Raw genomic sequence first — 17050 nt, 5'->3', positions numbered from 1 at the left:
CTTACTATAATAAGTGATAAATTACTCTATGAGGACAACTATGACTAAGTCTGAATTGATCGAAAGACTCTGTGCTGAACAGACGCACCTGTCTGCAAAAGAGATAGAGGATGCTGTAAAAGATATTTTAGAGCATATGGCGTCAACACTAGAAGCCGGTGACAGAATCGAGATTCGTGGTTTCGGCAGCTTTTCTTTGCATTACCGAGAACCGCGTGTTGGACGTAATCCGAAAACGGGTGAAAGGGTTGAATTAGAAGGTAAGTTTGTTCCTCACTTTAAGCCTGGTAAAGAGTTACGTGAACGCGTAAATCTTGATTAAAGAGCAGTAACATACTGATTTGAGAGCGGCATACATAACGTATGCCGCTTTTTTATCCTTCGAATTAGCAGAGATAACCATGGTTTGTTTGGCGCTTTTCCTGCATAATCGTAACGGCGGAATTTATCTTAGGTGATGGACTATGAAAATTATAAAAATCGTTCTCGTACTGGCCCTATTTTTAATTGCACTGGCACTCGGCTCCCAGAATCAAGTGGTGGTGACTTTTAACTACCTACTTGCACAAGGTGACTTTCATCTTTCAACACTGTTGGGTGTCGTGTTTGTCGTTGGCTTTGCGTTAGCATGGTTGGTCTTTGGTAGCTTACACCTAAAGTCTCAGCTTCAAGTGCGCAAGTTGAGGAAAAAACTCAATAAACTTTCTCCAGCTACAAGTGAACCATCTCAAGGTAAAGCTTAGCAGTCGTATTTAGGTAGGCTATTACTCGATGTTAGAAATTCTCTTCTTGCTATTGCCAATCGCCGCCGCATACGGCTGGTATATGGGCAACCGAAGTGCTCAGCAAGACAAGCAGAAACAATCCCATCAGATTTCTCGACAATATGTAACGGGCTTAAACCTGTTGCTATCGGATCAGTCTGATAAAGCGGTTGATCACTTTATCGAGCTTCTTCAGGTCGATAATGAGACCATCGATACCCATCTCGCTCTTGGCAATCTTTTCCGCTCCCGGGGTGAAGTTGATCGCGCCATCCGTATCCACCAAAACCTTATCTCTCGTTCTGGTTTGACTATCGATCAGAAAAACATCGCCTTACAACAACTGGCAAAAGATTATATGGTTTCCGGCTTTTTGGATCGTGCTGAGAAGATTTTTGAACAGTTAGTTGAAGAGCCTGATCACAAAGAGGCCGCGCTGCAGCAATTAGTCGCTATTTATCAGCAAACCCGTGAATGGAGCAAAGCCATCCATTATGCCAATTTGTTGGTTAAAATGGGTCGTAAGCGCATGCGGAACAGCATTAGTCATTTCTGGTGTGAATTGGCAATACAAGAGAAGTCTGATGGTAACGACACTATGGCTATTCAGCACTTTAAACGTGCTTTAACGGAAGACCCAAAGTGTGTCCGTGCGAGTATTGCGCTCGGTAAGTTATACCTCGACTCAGAAGACTATCAAAATACCATTAAGCACATGGAGCGAGTGCTTGAGCAAGACAGTGACTTTATTAGTGAAGTACTACCAACACTGGCCGAGTGTTACCACCTTATTGGTCAAGAAGATGAATTACTTGGCTTTTTACGCGAGTGTATTGTCAGCAAAGCGGGAGTTTCGGCAGAGCTAATGCTCGCGCAGCTTGTTGCACAACATGATGGGGTGGGTGCGGCACAAGAGCTGTTAACTCGACAACTCGTTAAGAACCCAACCATGAAAGGTTTCTATCGTTTGATGGATTATCATTTGGCAGAAGCTGAAGAAGGCCGTGCTAAAGCCAGTCTCGGTACACTGCAAAAACTGGTGGGTGAACAATTAAAAACGAAGCCTCACTATCGTTGTCGTAAATGCGGATTTTCTACCCACTCAATGTACTGGCATTGTCCTTCATGCAAAGGGTGGGGAACCATCAAGCCAATTCGAGGACTTGATGGTGAATAGGCAAATAATTGGGTCTATCCCAGAATAAAATGGCAGTGGTGACCCCGCTGCTTTTTTTCGATTTTTATAAATATAGTAGGAGATGAGATGATCGATCAAAAAGTAATTGTTGCCCTTGATTATGATAATCAAGCCGACGCACTCACTTTTGTGGATAGAATTGACCCACGCTCGTGCCGCCTGAAAGTGGGCAAAGAGATGTTCACGCTATTTGGTCCTGATTTCGTCAAACAGTTACACCAACGTGGTTTCTCGGTATTTTTGGATCTAAAATTTCACGATATTCCCAATACGTGTTCAAAAGCGGTGCGTGCGGCTGCTGAGATGGGCGTGTGGATGGTTAATGTTCACGCCAGTGGTGGTGAACGTATGATGACGGCTTCACGTGAAATACTCGAGCCTTATGGTACAGATCGCCCGTTATTGATTGGTGTTACAGTGCTAACCAGTATGGAGCGAAGCGATTTGTCAGGAATAGGTTTAGATATTGAGCCGCAACAGCAAGTCGTTCGCTTAGCTAACTTAAGTAAAAACGCAGGATTAGATGGTGTGGTATGTTCAGCCCAAGAAGCGTCAACGTTAAAACAACAGTTAGGACAAGAATTTAAGCTTGTTACCCCAGGTATTCGACCTGTTGGCGCTGATGTTGGTGATCAGAAGCGTATCATGACGCCGTTTGATGCCATTCAAGCTGGATCGGATTACTTAGTGATTGGCCGGCCGATCACGCAAGCCGTCAACCCTGATCAAGTGCTTGTCGATATTAACGCTTCACTCGCGTGATGTCTCAAAGTACAGCTTTGGATAAAAACCAAGGTCAGCTCAGGCTGACCTTTTGTTAGGCAGGAATACCACTGTGGAATTTAAAGTCCGAATCTGGCGATGAGATGAGATCCGCTTCTAAGCGGCCAAAGTAGGCGATACGCTCATCAATATTATGACCTGCAATGTCTTCGGCAAGAGCCAAATAGTCTTGATAATGACGTGCCTCTGAACGTAGCAACGAGATATAAAACTTCGCGATATCTTCATCCATATGCGGTGCCAATTTGGCAAAGCGCTCACACGATCGCGCTTCTATATAAGCACCAATAATTAGTTTATCGATCAAGGTTTGTGGCTCGTGGGTGGTCATATGACTTATTAAGCCCTTGGCATAACGACTTGCAGGAATCGGTTCATAAGCAATATCACGTGTTTGCATAATCTCTAACACTTGGTAGAAATGATGCAACTCTTCTTTAATCAGCAGTACCATCTTATCGATTAAGTCCTGACTGTATGGCGAGTCAGACTTTGCCATGATAGCTTTGGAGATATGACTTTTGCCTTTTAGAGTTTGCAGATTACCGACTTTGCGATAGGCGAAATCTTCGTAAGGCTTAAACCAATCGAGTAGATTAGACGTACTCGATGTGTCGACGGCATATTTACGAATTAAATACATCGCAGACTGTCCAGCCTTCAGCTCACACAGTAGGTGATCGGTAAGAATTACCTCTAGATTTTCAGCTTTGGCTGCTTCGGTGACCCACTGCTGTGGGGTTGGGCAATAAAGAAATTCATTTATCGGTGCGAGTAGCGCTTGGTATTGGTTCAATTCAATCATTTTTGGTCTAATAGCTTAATTAAAAAGAAAAGGTCGCAACAGCGACCTTTTCGAATCTGGTTTGCGGCGATTATATTACCACTTTTTCTTTTCACCAAAGAGGGCGTCCATGTCCTCGGAGCGCTCATCTTCTGTCTGCTGATGAAGGTTTTCAGCGTTTTTAGTTTGACGTTTAGACTCCAACTCATCGTACATAGTTTGTAGTCTTTCTCTGGCTTGATTGGAGTAGGCGTCATTTTTGGTACTCAGAGCATCGAGACCTTTTTTCAACAACTGAATTGCGGTTCCAGGTTGACCACGTACGATGGCATCATTTGAGCGCTTAATAACATTTTCTATATTGATACGAATTTGGATTGTTTCTAGACGCGCATTCTCAGCAACATAAGCTTGGGTTTCAAAGCGGCCTTTATTATGCTCGCTGCGAACTGTATCACGTAAACGCTTAACGAGCTTAAGCATGACGATGGCTTGCTTATCACTACTCGGCACTTTAAATGGAGTGCTCTCGCCGCCCTGATGGTTTTCGCTAAGATGCTTGATCTGCTGTTTCATGTTCTCAACGCGTTGTTCAAGCTGTTTGTTGCGAGGATCGAGTTCAGACATGTTTTGTAGCGCATCTAAAATGCGGTTATTTAAACAGAGCAACAAGTCTTTGCTGTAAGGCATGTTGTGCGCATGACCGATTAACTCTTCGGTCGCGTCAATAATTTGTAGATAGCGAGAGCTTTCCTGCTTTCGAGCAGTTTCAGCTTTAACTTTATACTGAAGCATAATGTTATAGCCAAGAACCAAGACGAGTAAGATGGCGACTAAAGCTATGATTAACCCAATATTCATAAATTCCGTATCTTAATATTTTCTAATGGTTAGCAGGTTAGCATACACGAATAGTAAAAGCCCCTGCACCTACTTTGTATTATCGCTTAACCGAGCCATTTTATTAATCAAAAACGTCAACCCAACGCTTATTCTGAGTAATTGATTGCAAAACGGGCAGCGAATACCAGATTGTCTCGCTTTTCTAACCCTTAAATGCGATTGGGCTACCAATTTGATCACAGAGACGTTATAACTAAATATTATAAACTATTTCTGCTCATTGTGGGGCGCCGATAAGGGATTACGAGGTCAAGAATGAAATTACAGCAATTGAAGTATATTGTTGAGGTCGTCAATCATAATTTGAATGTTTCAGCGACGGCAGAAAGTTTGTATACTTCGCAACCCGGTATTAGTAAACAAGTGCGCCTTCTTGAAGATGAGCTTGGCATTCAAATTTTTGAGCGTAGCGGTAAACACCTGACTCAAGTCACCGGTGCTGGCAAGGATATTATTCGAATTTCTCAAGAAATTCTTGCCCGAGTAGAAAGTATTAAAGCGGTCGCGGGTGAGCATACTCATCCTGAAATGGGTACCTTGAATATCTCAACCACCCATACCCAAGCGCGTTATGCATTACCAGATGTAATCAAAGGGTTTACTGCGCGTTACCCTAAAGTATCATTGCATATGCACCAAGGTACTCCATCGCAAATGTCCGAGGCGATTGCCAAAGGCACGGCAAATTTTGCCATTGCGACTGAAGCCCTGCATCTATACCAAGATGCGATTATGTTGCCTTGTTATCATTGGAATCGTTCGATTGTTGTGCCTAAAAATCACCCACTGGCGCAGAAAGAAACAGTGTCGATCCAAGATTTGGCTTCTTATTCTTTGGTCACTTATGTGTTTGGTTTTACTGGGCGCTCTGAGCTCGATACCGCATTTAATAAATACGGATTGACCCCAAGAGTCGTTTTTACTGCCACCGATGCTGACGTGATTAAGACTTACGTACGTATGGGGATTGGTGTTGGTGTTATTGCTAGTATGGCAATTGATCAAGAGTTAGACACTGATCTTGTCGCAATTGATGCCAGCCATATCTTTGGTGCCAGCACGACCAGCATTGGTTTCCGACGCGGTACTTTCTTGCGTTCATACATGTATGACTTCATGGAACGTTTTGCGCCGCATTTAACTAAGCCAGTGGTCGAACAGGCACTATCGCTTAAATCGAATGCTGAAATCGACGCGATGTTTAAAGACATCGACCTACCTATACGTTAAACGCTATCATCTCTTTCCACTTCCCTCTAAACTACGCTTTCTAGGGGGAAGTCATGCAACACCAATTTCAATCACTTGATCAATTTCTACTCGATAATCAATCGTATTGGCGCTTTGAGCCATTTTTTTCGAGCGCACAACTCTCGCTACCTTGGTTAAATGATAACCCTCAGCTTTGTCAATGGCTCAACAGTCTCAACGCCACAGATATTGAGTGGTATAAGCAAAATAATGTTGAGCTAATAACAGTTATGCAAGCCTTTGTTCCTGCGCTTTCAATGCTCAGTCGCGCCATGCGGTTAAACCCTAGTAACAAACGTTCATTGTGCTTACCACGTGGCATCGATAACGGCATTCCCGGTCGAAAGTTAACTCAAATTCGTGCTCTAGGTGAAGCCTTGGTGTGTGATCATCATGGTCAGGAGTGGTTAGAGTGGTGCTCAGGCAAAGGCTATCTAGGCCGAATCTTGGCCAGTCAAACACAGCAGCCTGTCACCAGTTTTGAGTTTCAGGCCGAGTTATGTGCAACAGGTCAACACGACGCTGATAAGCAAGGCCTGCCGATGCGCTTTGTCCAAGGCGATGCATTTTCTTCAGCAGCAAAAAATGTGTTTAACGCTCGACAGCATGCGGTTGCGCTGCACGCTTGCGGCGATCTCCACGTCACGATGATTAAACATGCGTCACAGTACCAATTACCAGCCATTACTTTTTCTCCTTGTTGTTACCATTTAATCAACAGTGATCACTATCAGCCGTTGTCTGAGGCTGCGATTGACTCTCAACTGGTACTCTCAAAAAATGAATTGAGAATTCCGCTGCAAGAAACGGTCACGGGTGGCGAGCGCGTCAAACGACATCGGATGGAAGAGATGTCCTACCGCCTTGGTTTCGATATTTTACTGCGTGAGGAGTTAGGACATTCACAATATGCACCAGTACCTAGCATCAAAAAGTCTCAGTTAGCCGAAGGTTTCGCCGCGTTTTGTTTGTGGGCAAGTGACAAAAAAGCGCTGACGTTGCCCACGCTTGATTTTGACCACTACCATCAGCTCGGCATCGAGCGATACTGGCACATGGAACGTATCAGTCTTGTTCAACAACCGTTTAGGCGTGCACTTGAGCTGTGGCTTGTGCTCGATAAAGTGCTCTATTTGCAACAGGCTGGCTACCGGGTTTCCGTTTCAGAGTTCTGCCCACGTGAAGCAACACCGCGAAACATACTGCTCCATGCTGTTAAAGAGTAAATACTCACCAGTCTCTCTTTTTGTTACCTTTATGTTAAAACCTGCTTTTCTTTTGTACAGCTTACTGGTAATAATATTGATTATGTACACCGAATGTGTAAATAAAACGATAAATTAAACACAACATACCATTGCTTATACCAGACCAAGAGTTGCCAGCGCTTTATGCACAACACAGGCGCGCTGTCAGCTCAATGACGTTGCTTGCTTAATCATAAATGTCTACTGAGTTTTTATCATAGGGCGTTGTGATCGGGGCTTCTCAATGGAATGGATATTACATCAAGGAGTTAAGATGAAAGCAGGAAAAGTCATTGCGACCGCTGTACTCGCAGGTGCCGCGTTACTCTCTTCAACCTCTATTATGGCTAAAACAGCCAAGGTAGCGGTGTCACAAATTGTTGAGCATCCGGCGCTAGATGCAACCCGCCAAGGTTTGATCGATGGCCTAAAAGCTAAAGGTTATGAGCAAGGTAAAAATTTAGATTTTGATTTTAAAACCGCGCAAGGAAATCCTGCAATAGCGGTTCAAATCGCGCGTCAATTTGTTGGTGAAAAGCCTGATGTTTTGGTCGGTATTGCAACGCCAACTGCGCAAGCGCTGGTTTCTGCAACGCGTTCTATTCCGGTTGTCTTTACCGCCGTTACGGATCCAGTCGGTGCAAAGTTGGTTAAAACGATGATACAACCAGGCAAGAATGTGACAGGCTTGTCTGACCTATCACCCGTCAATCAACATGTTGCCTTGATTAAAGAGATCATGCCTAACGTCAAGTCCATTGGTGTGGTGTTTAATCCGGGCGAAGCCAATGCGGTTACCTTGGTTGAACTGCTTAAACAAAGTGCGAGTGAGCATGGGATTAAGGTTGTCGAAGCCACGGCACTGAAGAGTGCTGATGTTCAATCGGCGACCCAAGCGATTGTTGCCAAATCAGACGTGATTTACGCACCGACAGACAATACCGTTGCCAGCGCAATCGAAGGCATGATTGTCGCGGCGAACCAAGCTAAAACGCCAGTGTTTGGCGGCGCTACCTCATATGTTGAAAAAGGCGCCATTGCGAGTGTCGGTTTTGATTACTACCAAGTTGGTGTGCAAACCGCCGATTACGTTGCGGCAATTATCGAAGGAGCAGAACCGGGTTCACTGGATGTAAAAGTGGCGAAAGGTTCTGATTTAGTCGTCAGTAGCAGTGCGGCGATGAAACTCGGCATAACCATTCCTCAAGCTGTTCTTGACCGCGCAACTAGCGTCAAATAATCCACCGCCCCAAAGGCCAGTTGATGGGATTTGGGGCTGCTTTTTTTTAGCACAGAGGGAGTGGGTATGTCTGCTTTTGCTTTTTTTGGCGCACTGGAGATCGGGTTGCTTTACGGACTCGTTGCTCTAGGTGTGTATATCACCTTTCGGGTACTTGATTTTCCAGACTTGAGTGTCGATGGCAGTTTTCCTATGGGCGCGGCAGTCGCGGCAACGGCAATTGTGGCAGGCATTAACCCGTGGATTGCAACCATGATGGCGGTGGTCGCTGGCGCAGCAACCGGCTGGGTGACGGCGTTTCTCGCTGTGCGCTGTGGGATCTTACATTTACTGGCTTCAATACTGACTATGATCGCGGCGTTTTCGATCAATATTCGCATTATGGGGCGGCCCAATATGGCATTGCTCGGTGAAGAAACGATTTTAACGCCGTTTGAAACCCTCGGCGATCCGATGCTCGTTCGTCCTTTGATTGTTGGGCTGCTGGTTTTAGTCGCTGCATGGTTAGTCGTGCGTTTATTGAATAGTGACTTTGGACTCGGACTTCGTGCAACTGGCGTGAACGCGCGAATGGTCTCGGCGCAAGGTGCAAGCACGGCTTTTTACACTTATTTTGGCTTGGCGCTCTCGAACGGTTTTGTCGGTTTTTCTGGTGCGTTATTCGCTCAAACCAACAGCTTTGCCGATGTCACATCAGGGGTAGGGACGATAGTAGTTGGTTTAGCCGCCGTTATTTTAGGCCAAACGCTGATTCCTGGCCGCAAAATTTGGGTTGCAGTATTGGCAGTGATCGTCGGGTCGGTGTTGTATCGTTTAGCGGTCGCGTTTGCCCTCAGTACGGGTATGTTTGGTCTGCAAGCCTCTGACCTTAATTTAGTGACTGCGGTTTTGGTTGCTATTGCACTAATAGCCCCCAAGATAAAAGGCAACTTAAAAGCAAAAAAGCGTAATGCTCCTGCTCCAAGTAAAGCAGCGCTAAAGCGAGCCAATGAGTCAGGAGAAACCACATGATCCATTTAGAAGATATTCAAGTGACATTCAATCCCGGCACCATTCTCGAAAACCGCGCCTTGAGAGGCGTGACGTTAGAGGTTCCAGAACACCAATTTTTAACCGTGATTGGTTCCAATGGTGCCGGTAAGTCGACACTGCTTGGCGCCGTAACGGGTGAAACTCCTATGGCGGGTGGTAAGGTGATTATCGACGACCTTGACGTCACTAAGCAGACGGTCGACCAACGAGCAAAGCAGTGTGCTCGAGTGTTCCAAGATCCGTTAGCCGGAACGTGTGGCGATCTCACGATAGAAGAGAATATGGCTTTGGCTTATATGCGCGGTAAATCGCGCGGGTGGAGTCTATCTTTGTCGGCTAAGCGGAGAAAGCGGTTTCAAGAACGAATTAGTATTTTGGGATTGGGTTTAGAGGACCGCTTAGGCGACAGCATTGGTTTGCTCTCGGGTGGGCAACGCCAGGCGGTAAGCTTAGTAATGGCGACATTATCTGACAGCAAACTGCTGTTACTTGATGAGCATACCGCTGCACTTGATCCACGCATGGCCGCATTTATTATTGATTTGACCAAAAAAATTGTCGCGGAGTTTAACCTTACCGTGATGATGGTGACTCATTCAATGAAAGACGCCCTCGCATGTGGTGATCGCACTGTTATGCTCCATCAAGGTGAAATTGTTCTTGATGTCGCAGGAGATCAGCGAGCCAATATGCAAGTCCCAGATTTGCTTGAAATGTTCTCTAAAGTGCGTGGCGAAGAGCTTGCTGATGACAGTTTACTGTTAAATTAATCGATAGGTGCGGTTGCGTTGTCGATCTGCATGCTATCACGATAACGAGTCAGATAATCAACAATAGGCGCGGCTTTGTTGAAGATGCGTATCTCGCGGAAAAGTTCGGCAGCTTGTGGATATTGCTGACGCAAGTAAGAAAACCATTGTTTAACGCGGTTAGGGTAGTAGAGTCCTTTATCCCCTTTCATCTCATATTGAGAGTAGACTAACAGCAGTTCAACCACCTCAGCCCAAGGCATAACCGAGTGATTGTGTTTGACCACGTTACCAAGGTTTGGCACATTGAACGCGCCTCGACACACCATTAAAGAATCTACGCCAGTCGTTTCAATACACGCTTGGCCGTCTTGATAACGCCATATTTCACCATTGGCAATCAATGGAATCGTGAATTTCTGGCGTATTTGATTGATGTAGTCCCACTTAATTTCACTGGCTTTGTAACCCCCGGTCTTAGTTCGAGCATGGACAGTCAGTTCGTCGGCACCTGCCGATTGAATGGCATCGACAATTTCAAAACAATCCTCTGGATTATCCCAACCGAGACGAATCTTGGCGCTGACGGGGGTTGCTTCAGGTACGGCTTCACGACATGCTTTGACCACATTATGAATCAGCTCTGGGTGCTGAAGCAGCGCGGCCCCGCCCTTACTTTTATTCACTAGTTTCGCTGGGCAGCCAAAGTTGAGATCGATGCCTCGAGCACCAAGTTGGGCGGCACGACTTGCGTTTTGCGCCATCCAGTGCGGGTCTTGTCCCAATAATTGGACGTGGACGGGTACGCCTGACTGAGTTTTTGAGCCCTGTAATAGTTCTGGGCATAAACGATAGAACACGTGGTCAGGCAATAGCTGATCAACGACGCGTACAAACTCAGTGACACATAAATCGTAGTCATTGATGTCGGTTAAGATCTCACGCATCAAATGGTCTAGCACACCCTCCATCGGGCCCAAAACAACTCGCATAATAAAACGTCTCCAATTCGGGAGGCGTGATTTTAGAAGCTTGAAGGGTAAATGTCATCCTCAATCGTCGATATCATTTAATCACAGGAAAATGAAAGGTGGTTGATGGCGAATTGGTGGGAGGTGAATAAAGTCTCGAAGTGACCCGGCGGCATGCATCGGGTTATAATGGCCTCAAGTCCTCGCTAACTCTAGAAGTAGATCATGAACTACCGATTACTGACACTTGCCGATAACATTACTGAAGAGTCACCTTTGTACCTTGAAGGCGCGACCCTTGCTGCCAATCTAGCGACCAAACCGCTTGCGCCAGAAACTTGGTTGCCAACCTTATTGGGCGAGCAATTCGGTGCGGCGAAAGCAGACATTGAGAATCATATTAATCAACAGTACGGCTATTTAAAGCGTAACGAATATTCAGTGCTCGCATTACTCGGTGAAGATCGTCAACAAGAACAATTGGCTGATTTTGCCGAAGGCTTTATGACTTTATGGCCAACGATTGAACAGCAGTGGATGGAAACCAGTATTGGTGACGGTACCTTGCGCATGTTGCAAGCGATGTTAACGACATTCATGCTAGCGGTTGATGAAGCGCAAACCCAGGCGCAAATGAAAGCGTCTGGTATTGAACAGCCGCCAGTGCTTAGCGATCTTATACCACAACTCGACTTAATGATTGCTGAAGTGGCACAAGCGGCTGACGAAGCCATGATTGGCGCTAAATCCCAAAGTGTTAACCCTTATAAAAGCATCGGACGTAATGATCAGTGTCCATGCGGCAGTAGTAAAAAATTCAAGCAGTGCTGCGGTCAATAGGGGGTTATATCGAACAAAGTTAACCTTTTTCGGTCAAAGCGAATAGTGCAGCAAGCTATAAATAACCGAATAGCGACGAATTTAGGAAAAATGAAATGAAGAGATTGACGATACTGTTACTGATGAGCTTTACAGCCGTCGCAGCACCTAAAGATGATTTGAGCCAAAGATTGCAGATAAACGAGGGCTTTAGCGCCGACTTTACTCAGCAATTAGTCAGCCCCGAAGGCGATGTGGTCATGGAAGGTGAAGGGAAAGTAGACATTGCCAGACCGAGCCTGTTTCGTTGGTCAACCACTACGCCGGACGAAAACGTACTGGTATCAGACGGCGAAAGCTTGTGGTATTACAGCCCTTTCATTGAGCAAGTGAGTATTTACTCACAAGAACAAGCCACACAACAAACCCCTTTTGTATTGTTAACACGTAACCGAGCCAGTGACTGGGATAACTACCGTGTTGAGCAGCAAGGGGATGTGTTTACCCTCACACCGACGGCCGTTGACAGTAATCAGGGCCAATTTAAGTTAGAAATTGATGCCAAGGGTGCAGTCCAAGGTTTTAGCGTTGTCGAGCAAGATGGCCAGCAGAGCAATTTCACATTTAACAATATCGATCTGACCAAGCCGAGTGCCGAGCGATTTAAGTTTGTCATTCCAGAGGGCGTTGAGGTTGATGACCAAAGGAACTAACTGTGAGTAACTACTCGTTAGATTTTTCCGGTGAAGAGGACTTTCGTCCTTTGGCCGCGAGAATGCGGCCTCAAACGCTAGATCAATACATTGGACAGCAGCATATTCTCGGCCACGGTAAGCCACTGAGGCGCGCTTTAGAGGCCGGTCATATTCACTCGATGATTCTTTGGGGGCCTCCCGGAACCGGAAAAACCACTCTTGCAGAAGTGGCGGCCAACTACGCCAATGCTGAAGTGGAGCGTGTTTCTGCGGTGACATCGGGTGTCAAAGAAATCCGCGCGGCGATTGAAAAAGCGCGTGAAAACAAATTGGCCGGCCGCCGGACTATTTTGTTTGTTGATGAGGTGCATCGTTTCAATAAGTCTCAACAAGATGCGTTTTTGCCCCATATCGAAGATGGAACGGTGACTTTTATTGGCGCCACCACAGAAAACCCATCATTTGAACTTAACAATGCGCTCCTATCACGTGCTCGTGTATACAAGTTAACCTCACTAGCAAAGCAAGATATTCGTTTGGCACTGGACCAAGCCATATCAGACAAAGATCGTGGGCTTGGCCTTGTGACCGTCGCCTTCATCGACAATGTATTGGATCGCCTAGCTGAGTTGGTCAATGGCGATGCGCGAATGTCACTCAACTACCTTGAGCTTCTTTATGATATGGCCCAAGAAGATGAGCAGGGCATTAAACAAGTGACGTTGCCGTTACTTGCTGAAGTCGCTGGTGAGAAGGTGTCACGCTTTGATAACAAGGGTGATATTTGGTATGACCTGATTTCTGCTGTACATAAATCGATTCGTGGTTCAAACCCAGATGCGGCGCTGTATTGGTCAGCGAGAATGATTGCCGCAGGGTGTGACCCGCTCTATATAGCCAGACGTTTACTGGCGATCGCTTCAGAAGATATTGGCAATGCGGATCCTCGAGCCATGCAAATTGCACTTTCAGCCTGGGATTGTTTTACGCGTGTTGGGCCGGCAGAAGGTGAGCGAGCGATTGCTCAGGCGATTGTCTACCTCGCTTGTGCACCAAAAAGTAATGCGGTGTACACCGCATGGAAACAAGCTTTGGCCGATGCGCATAATTTAGCAGAGTACGAAGTTCCGCCTCATTTACGTAATGCGCCGACTCATTTGATGAAAGATCTTGGTTACGGCGCTGAATATCGCTATGCCCATGATGAGCCCGGTGCCTACGCCGCCGGCGAGCGTTATCTACCACCAGAAATGGCAGATAAACGTTACTACCAACCGACAAACCGAGGTTTAGAAACTAAAATTGGTGAAAAGTTAGATTACTTGGCTAGTTTAGACGCAAAAAGCCCACAAAAGCGCTATGAATAAGCGTCTATTTTAGATACATTTATTCAATTATCCCTTCATACTTGAAGCCGCAGCTTTGTTAACTGCACAAATTCACCCTAATCACATAGAACTCCTATGCTTATAGGGCTGAATTGGTTTGTTGCCGCGCTGCAACTCCAATTATTTTGGGAAACATTTTTTTGCGTTTGAGCATGATGTTTGGGCGCGAGTTTACAACTAAAAAAGCATAGGATTAACAATGCTGGATTCTAAATTACTTCGTACAGAGCTGGATGAAACAGCTGCAAAACTCGCACGTCGTGGCTTTAAGCTCGATGTAGAAACAATCCGTACACTTGAAGAACAACGTAAGTCGATTCAAGTCGAAGTTGAAAATTTACAATCCACGCGTAACTCCATCTCCAAGCAAATCGGCCAGAAAATGGCAGCAGGTGATAAAGAAGGCGCAGAAGAGATCAAGAAGAAAATCGGTACTCTTGGTAGTGATTTAGACGCGAAAAAGGTAGAACTTGACGCGGTAATGGCGCAACTTGATGAGATAACTCTGTCTGTTCCTAACCTGCCTGCTGACGATGTGCCAGACGGTAAAGATGAAAACGACAATGTAGAAATCTCTCGTTGGGGTGAGCCAAAAACTTACGACTTCGAACTTAAAGATCACGTTGACCTAGGCGAAATGGGTGGCGGTCTTGATTTCGCCAGTGCAACTAAGATCACTGGTGCACGTTTTATCGTCATGAAGGGCCAATTTGCTCGTCTACACCGTGCCATTGCTCAGTTCATGCTAGATCTTCATACCGAAGAGCACGGCTACACTGAAATGTACGTGCCATACCTAGTGAACTCTGACAGCTTATTTGGTACTGGCCAGTTGCCTAAATTTGGTAAAGACCTATTCCACACTGAGCCGCTTGAAGAGAAAGTGAACGACGAAGAGCCGCGTAAACTGTCGCTTATCCCAACAGCAGAAGTACCAGTGACCAACATGGTCCGTGACACCATTTCTGATGAAGTAGATCTGCCACTTAAGATGACAGCGCATACACCATGTTTCCGCTCTGAGGCGGGTTCTTATGGTCGCGATACTCGCGGTCTCATTCGTATGCACCAATTTGATAAAGTTGAGCTAGTACAAATCACTAAGCCAGAAGATTCAATGGATGCGCTCGAAGAGCTAACTGGCCACGCTGAGAAAGTGCTTAAGTTGTTAGAACTGCCTTATCGTAAAGTTGTACTGTGTACAGGTGACATGGGCTTTGGTTCTCGTAAAACCTACGATCTTGAAGTGTGGGTTCCAGCTCAAGAGACTTACCGCGAAATCTCATCATGCTCAAACATGTGGGACTTCCAAGCTCGTCGTATGCAAGCGCGTTTTCGTCGTAAAGGTGAGAAGAAGCCTGAGCTTGTTCATACTCTCAATGGTTCTGGTCTTGCCGTTGGTCGTACTATGGTTGCAATTCTCGAAAATAATCAACAAGCCGATGGTCGCATCGAAATTCCAACAGTACTTCAGAAGTACATGGGTGGCGCGACGCACATCGGTTAAGTTAAGGTTGAAACAATGCAAAGCGGCTCAGTGAGTCGCTTTTTTTGTACCTTAATTTTGTCGGGAGAAATATAAAGTATTGACTTTTATTATTTTATTTTCAACGTCAACAATAGTTTACTCAAATGTCGATAGTCAACTAGTTGCTTATTTGTGTTCAGCGATTATGTTTGTAGTGAAACCACAACACTGAAAGGGAACATCAATGAAAAACATAATACGCAACGTCACTCTGGCTTACTCTTGTCTCATTTCTTCGCTGGTGTACGGGCAAACAGAATTGCCTGTGATCGCAGAAGAAATACCGTTAGCCTTGTCTTCTCATCAATCAGAATCGACGGTCATGGAAATACAACATCATGGTGCAGAGTTCATAAAAATTCACTTCAAGAATTTGATATTACCCAAGGGCAGTTTGATTCGATTAATGTCCAATGATGGCTCGGAAATGGTTGAATATACCGAGAGTCAACAAGAATGGTTTGCGCAATCACTATTTGGTGATTCGGTGAAGATTGAATTAGTGCCTAATGCCGAAGGACAACTGGGGCAGTATGAGATTGATTATTTTATGGCGGGTAATGAAAAGGCGAGAGCTTTCGAGCCGAGCAGTACTGTGCTATCGACGTGTGGCGTGAATGAACGCAAAGACGTTGCTTGTTGGCAAGATACGCATCCAGAGCAAGTGGCATGGTCTAATCCTGTAGCACGGCTGCTGATCAATGGCCGTAGCCTTTGTACGGCTTGGCGGGTTGGACCAGATAATAAACTCTTTACCAATAACCATTGTGTTGGCAGTGAGTCTGAGCTTAGAAACACCGAGGTATGGTTTAACTATCAACGTAATACATGTGGTGGAGCATTGTCGACAACGGTAAAAGTGATGGGTAACGAGCTATTTAGTACCGATTATACCTTAGACTATACCTTGTTCTCTGTTGATGATTTTAGCAAGATTGAATCATTTGGTTACTTAGGTTTAGATGCCTCTGAACCAGTATATGGCAACGGTATCTATATTCCTCAGCATGGTGCCGGAAACCCCAAAGAGCTTGCAATAGAAAGTGATCAAAATGGTTCGGGTTTATGCCAGATCGATATTGCTTCTACCAACGGGCGCGGTGCGGGGACAGATACTGGCTACTTGTGCGACACGATCGGTGGTTCATCCGGCTCTCCAGTGTTGAACTCTTCAGACAATAAAGCGATTGCGCTTCATCACTTTGGTGGTTGTGAAAACCAAGGAGTCAAGATCAGCAAAATTTGGCCGAAGGTAGCGACATTCTTTAATAATACCTTACCTGAAGGCTCTGTTGGTCGATCAGTGCCTAGCGTCGAAGAGCTTATTCCAGGCACACCTATTTCGGCAATAGCCTTGTCGAAAGGGGAACAACGTATGTTGGTTGTTAAAGCCCAAAATAGAACCTCTCCACTGACTATTAGCATCAGTTCAGGTACAGGAGACGCCGATTTGTATGTGCGTTCAGGTAGCGAACCTACCACCGGTGTTTACGATTGTAGACCGTATCGTTCTGGCAATAATGAAACGTGTTCTGTTTCATCGGCTGATGAGGATCTCTATATCATGCTAAAAGCATTCAACAGTTTTTCTGGTGTTGTCTTACGCGCAACTGAAAACTAGAGTCTATTGACCTTCCGAGCTGATTTTTTGCAGCACTTTGTGGGAAATTTATACAAGGCATCGGCTTTGACGTGTGG

17 protein-coding genes are annotated in these 17050 nt (G+C 45.6%); 14 read left to right on the top strand and 3 right to left on the bottom strand.

Features of this window, described 5'->3' with window-relative positions; genetic code table 11:
- Nucleotides 1-40 precede the first annotated feature (40 nt).
- From ihfB to pyrF, 4 genes are all read left to right on the top strand, one after another.
- On the top strand, nt 41-322 hold the full coding sequence (gene ihfB, locus CDZ87_RS02405) for an integration host factor subunit beta (RefSeq protein ID WP_100752014.1): 282 nt from the start codon (nt 41-43) through the stop codon (nt 320-322).
- Nucleotides 323-464: 142 nt separating this feature from the next.
- Nucleotides 465-743, top strand: coding sequence for a LapA family protein (locus CDZ87_RS02400; RefSeq protein WP_100752013.1), 279 nt, complete (start codon nt 465-467; stop codon nt 741-743).
- A gap of 28 nt (nt 744-771) precedes the next feature.
- A complete protein-coding gene (gene lapB / locus CDZ87_RS02395; RefSeq protein WP_100752012.1) occupies nt 772-1941 on the top strand; it encodes a lipopolysaccharide assembly protein LapB in 1170 nt (389 codons plus the stop codon).
- An 87-nt stretch (nt 1942-2028) separates the two neighbouring features.
- Complete coding sequence (gene pyrF, locus CDZ87_RS02390; RefSeq protein ID WP_100752011.1) at nt 2029-2724, top strand: orotidine-5'-phosphate decarboxylase; 696 nt, start codon at nt 2029-2031, stop codon at nt 2722-2724.
- Between the two features lie 55 nt (nt 2725-2779).
- Here the strand turns inward: pyrF and miaE are convergent, their stop codons facing one another.
- A complete protein-coding gene (gene miaE, locus CDZ87_RS02385; RefSeq protein ID WP_100752010.1) occupies nt 2780-3550 on the bottom strand; it encodes a tRNA isopentenyl-2-thiomethyl-A-37 hydroxylase MiaE in 771 nt (256 codons plus the stop codon).
- Nucleotides 3551-3625: 75 nt separating this feature from the next.
- A complete protein-coding gene (locus CDZ87_RS02380; RefSeq protein WP_100752009.1) occupies nt 3626-4390 on the bottom strand; it encodes a DNA repair protein in 765 nt (254 codons plus the stop codon).
- A gap of 297 nt (nt 4391-4687) precedes the next feature.
- Between CDZ87_RS02380 and cysB the strand changes: the two genes are divergently transcribed.
- The 5 genes from cysB to CDZ87_RS02355 all read left to right on the top strand — a co-directional run bounded on the left by cysB (nt 4688) and on the right by CDZ87_RS02355 (nt 9972).
- On the top strand, nt 4688-5662 hold the full coding sequence (cysB, locus tag CDZ87_RS02375) for an HTH-type transcriptional regulator CysB (RefSeq protein ID WP_038172921.1): 975 nt from the start codon (nt 4688-4690) through the stop codon (nt 5660-5662).
- Between the two features lie 53 nt (nt 5663-5715).
- Nucleotides 5716-6909, top strand: coding sequence for a methyltransferase (locus CDZ87_RS02370; RefSeq protein ID WP_100752008.1), 1194 nt, complete (start codon nt 5716-5718; stop codon nt 6907-6909).
- 295 nt (nt 6910-7204) lie between these two features.
- On the top strand, nt 7205-8170 hold the full coding sequence (locus tag CDZ87_RS02365; protein WP_100752007.1) for an ABC transporter substrate-binding protein: 966 nt from the start codon (nt 7205-7207) through the stop codon (nt 8168-8170).
- A 66-nt stretch (nt 8171-8236) separates the two neighbouring features.
- Entirely contained in the window at nt 8237-9181 is a 945-nt protein-coding gene (locus CDZ87_RS02360; protein ID WP_038172918.1) for an ABC transporter permease, read from the top strand.
- The gene (locus CDZ87_RS02355) at nt 9178-9972 is read left to right on the top strand and encodes an ABC transporter ATP-binding protein (protein WP_100752006.1); all 795 of its coding nucleotides are present in this window, start codon (nt 9178-9180) and stop codon (nt 9970-9972) included. Before CDZ87_RS02360 ends, CDZ87_RS02355 begins: the two co-directional genes overlap by 4 nt.
- Here CDZ87_RS02355 and dusC read toward each other — a convergent pair.
- Complete coding sequence (gene dusC / locus CDZ87_RS02350) at nt 9969-10943, bottom strand: tRNA dihydrouridine(16) synthase DusC (protein WP_100752005.1); 975 nt, start codon at nt 10941-10943, stop codon at nt 9969-9971. The two genes, CDZ87_RS02355 and dusC, sit on opposite strands and share 4 nt — an antisense overlap.
- A 204-nt stretch (nt 10944-11147) precedes the next feature.
- Here dusC and CDZ87_RS02345 point away from each other — a divergent pair, with 204 nt between their 5' ends.
- From CDZ87_RS02345 to CDZ87_RS02325, 5 genes are all read left to right on the top strand, one after another.
- Entirely contained in the window at nt 11148-11762 is a 615-nt protein-coding gene (locus CDZ87_RS02345) for an SEC-C metal-binding domain-containing protein (protein ID WP_100752004.1), read from the top strand.
- Between the two features lie 95 nt (nt 11763-11857).
- Entirely contained in the window at nt 11858-12454 is a 597-nt protein-coding gene (gene lolA, locus CDZ87_RS02340; protein WP_100752003.1) for an outer membrane lipoprotein periplasmic chaperone LolA, read from the top strand.
- Between the two features lie 2 nt (nt 12455-12456).
- On the top strand, nt 12457-13803 hold the full coding sequence (locus CDZ87_RS02335; RefSeq protein ID WP_100752002.1) for a replication-associated recombination protein A: 1347 nt from the start codon (nt 12457-12459) through the stop codon (nt 13801-13803).
- Nucleotides 13804-14023: 220 nt separating this feature from the next.
- The gene (gene serS / locus CDZ87_RS02330) at nt 14024-15331 is read left to right on the top strand and encodes a serine--tRNA ligase (protein ID WP_100752001.1); all 1308 of its coding nucleotides are present in this window, start codon (nt 14024-14026) and stop codon (nt 15329-15331) included.
- 205 nt (nt 15332-15536) lie between these two features.
- Complete coding sequence (locus CDZ87_RS02325) at nt 15537-16973, top strand: serine protease (protein WP_100752000.1); 1437 nt, start codon at nt 15537-15539, stop codon at nt 16971-16973.
- Nucleotides 16974-17050 lie beyond the last annotated feature (77 nt).

The sequence above is a fragment of the Vibrio salilacus genome, assembly GCF_002811245.1.
In the GTDB taxonomy this organism is placed as follows: domain Bacteria; phylum Pseudomonadota; class Gammaproteobacteria; order Enterobacterales; family Vibrionaceae; genus Vibrio; species Vibrio salilacus.
Note: the sequence above shows the minus strand (reverse complement) of the source record. Positions and strands in the feature narration are given on the sequence as shown.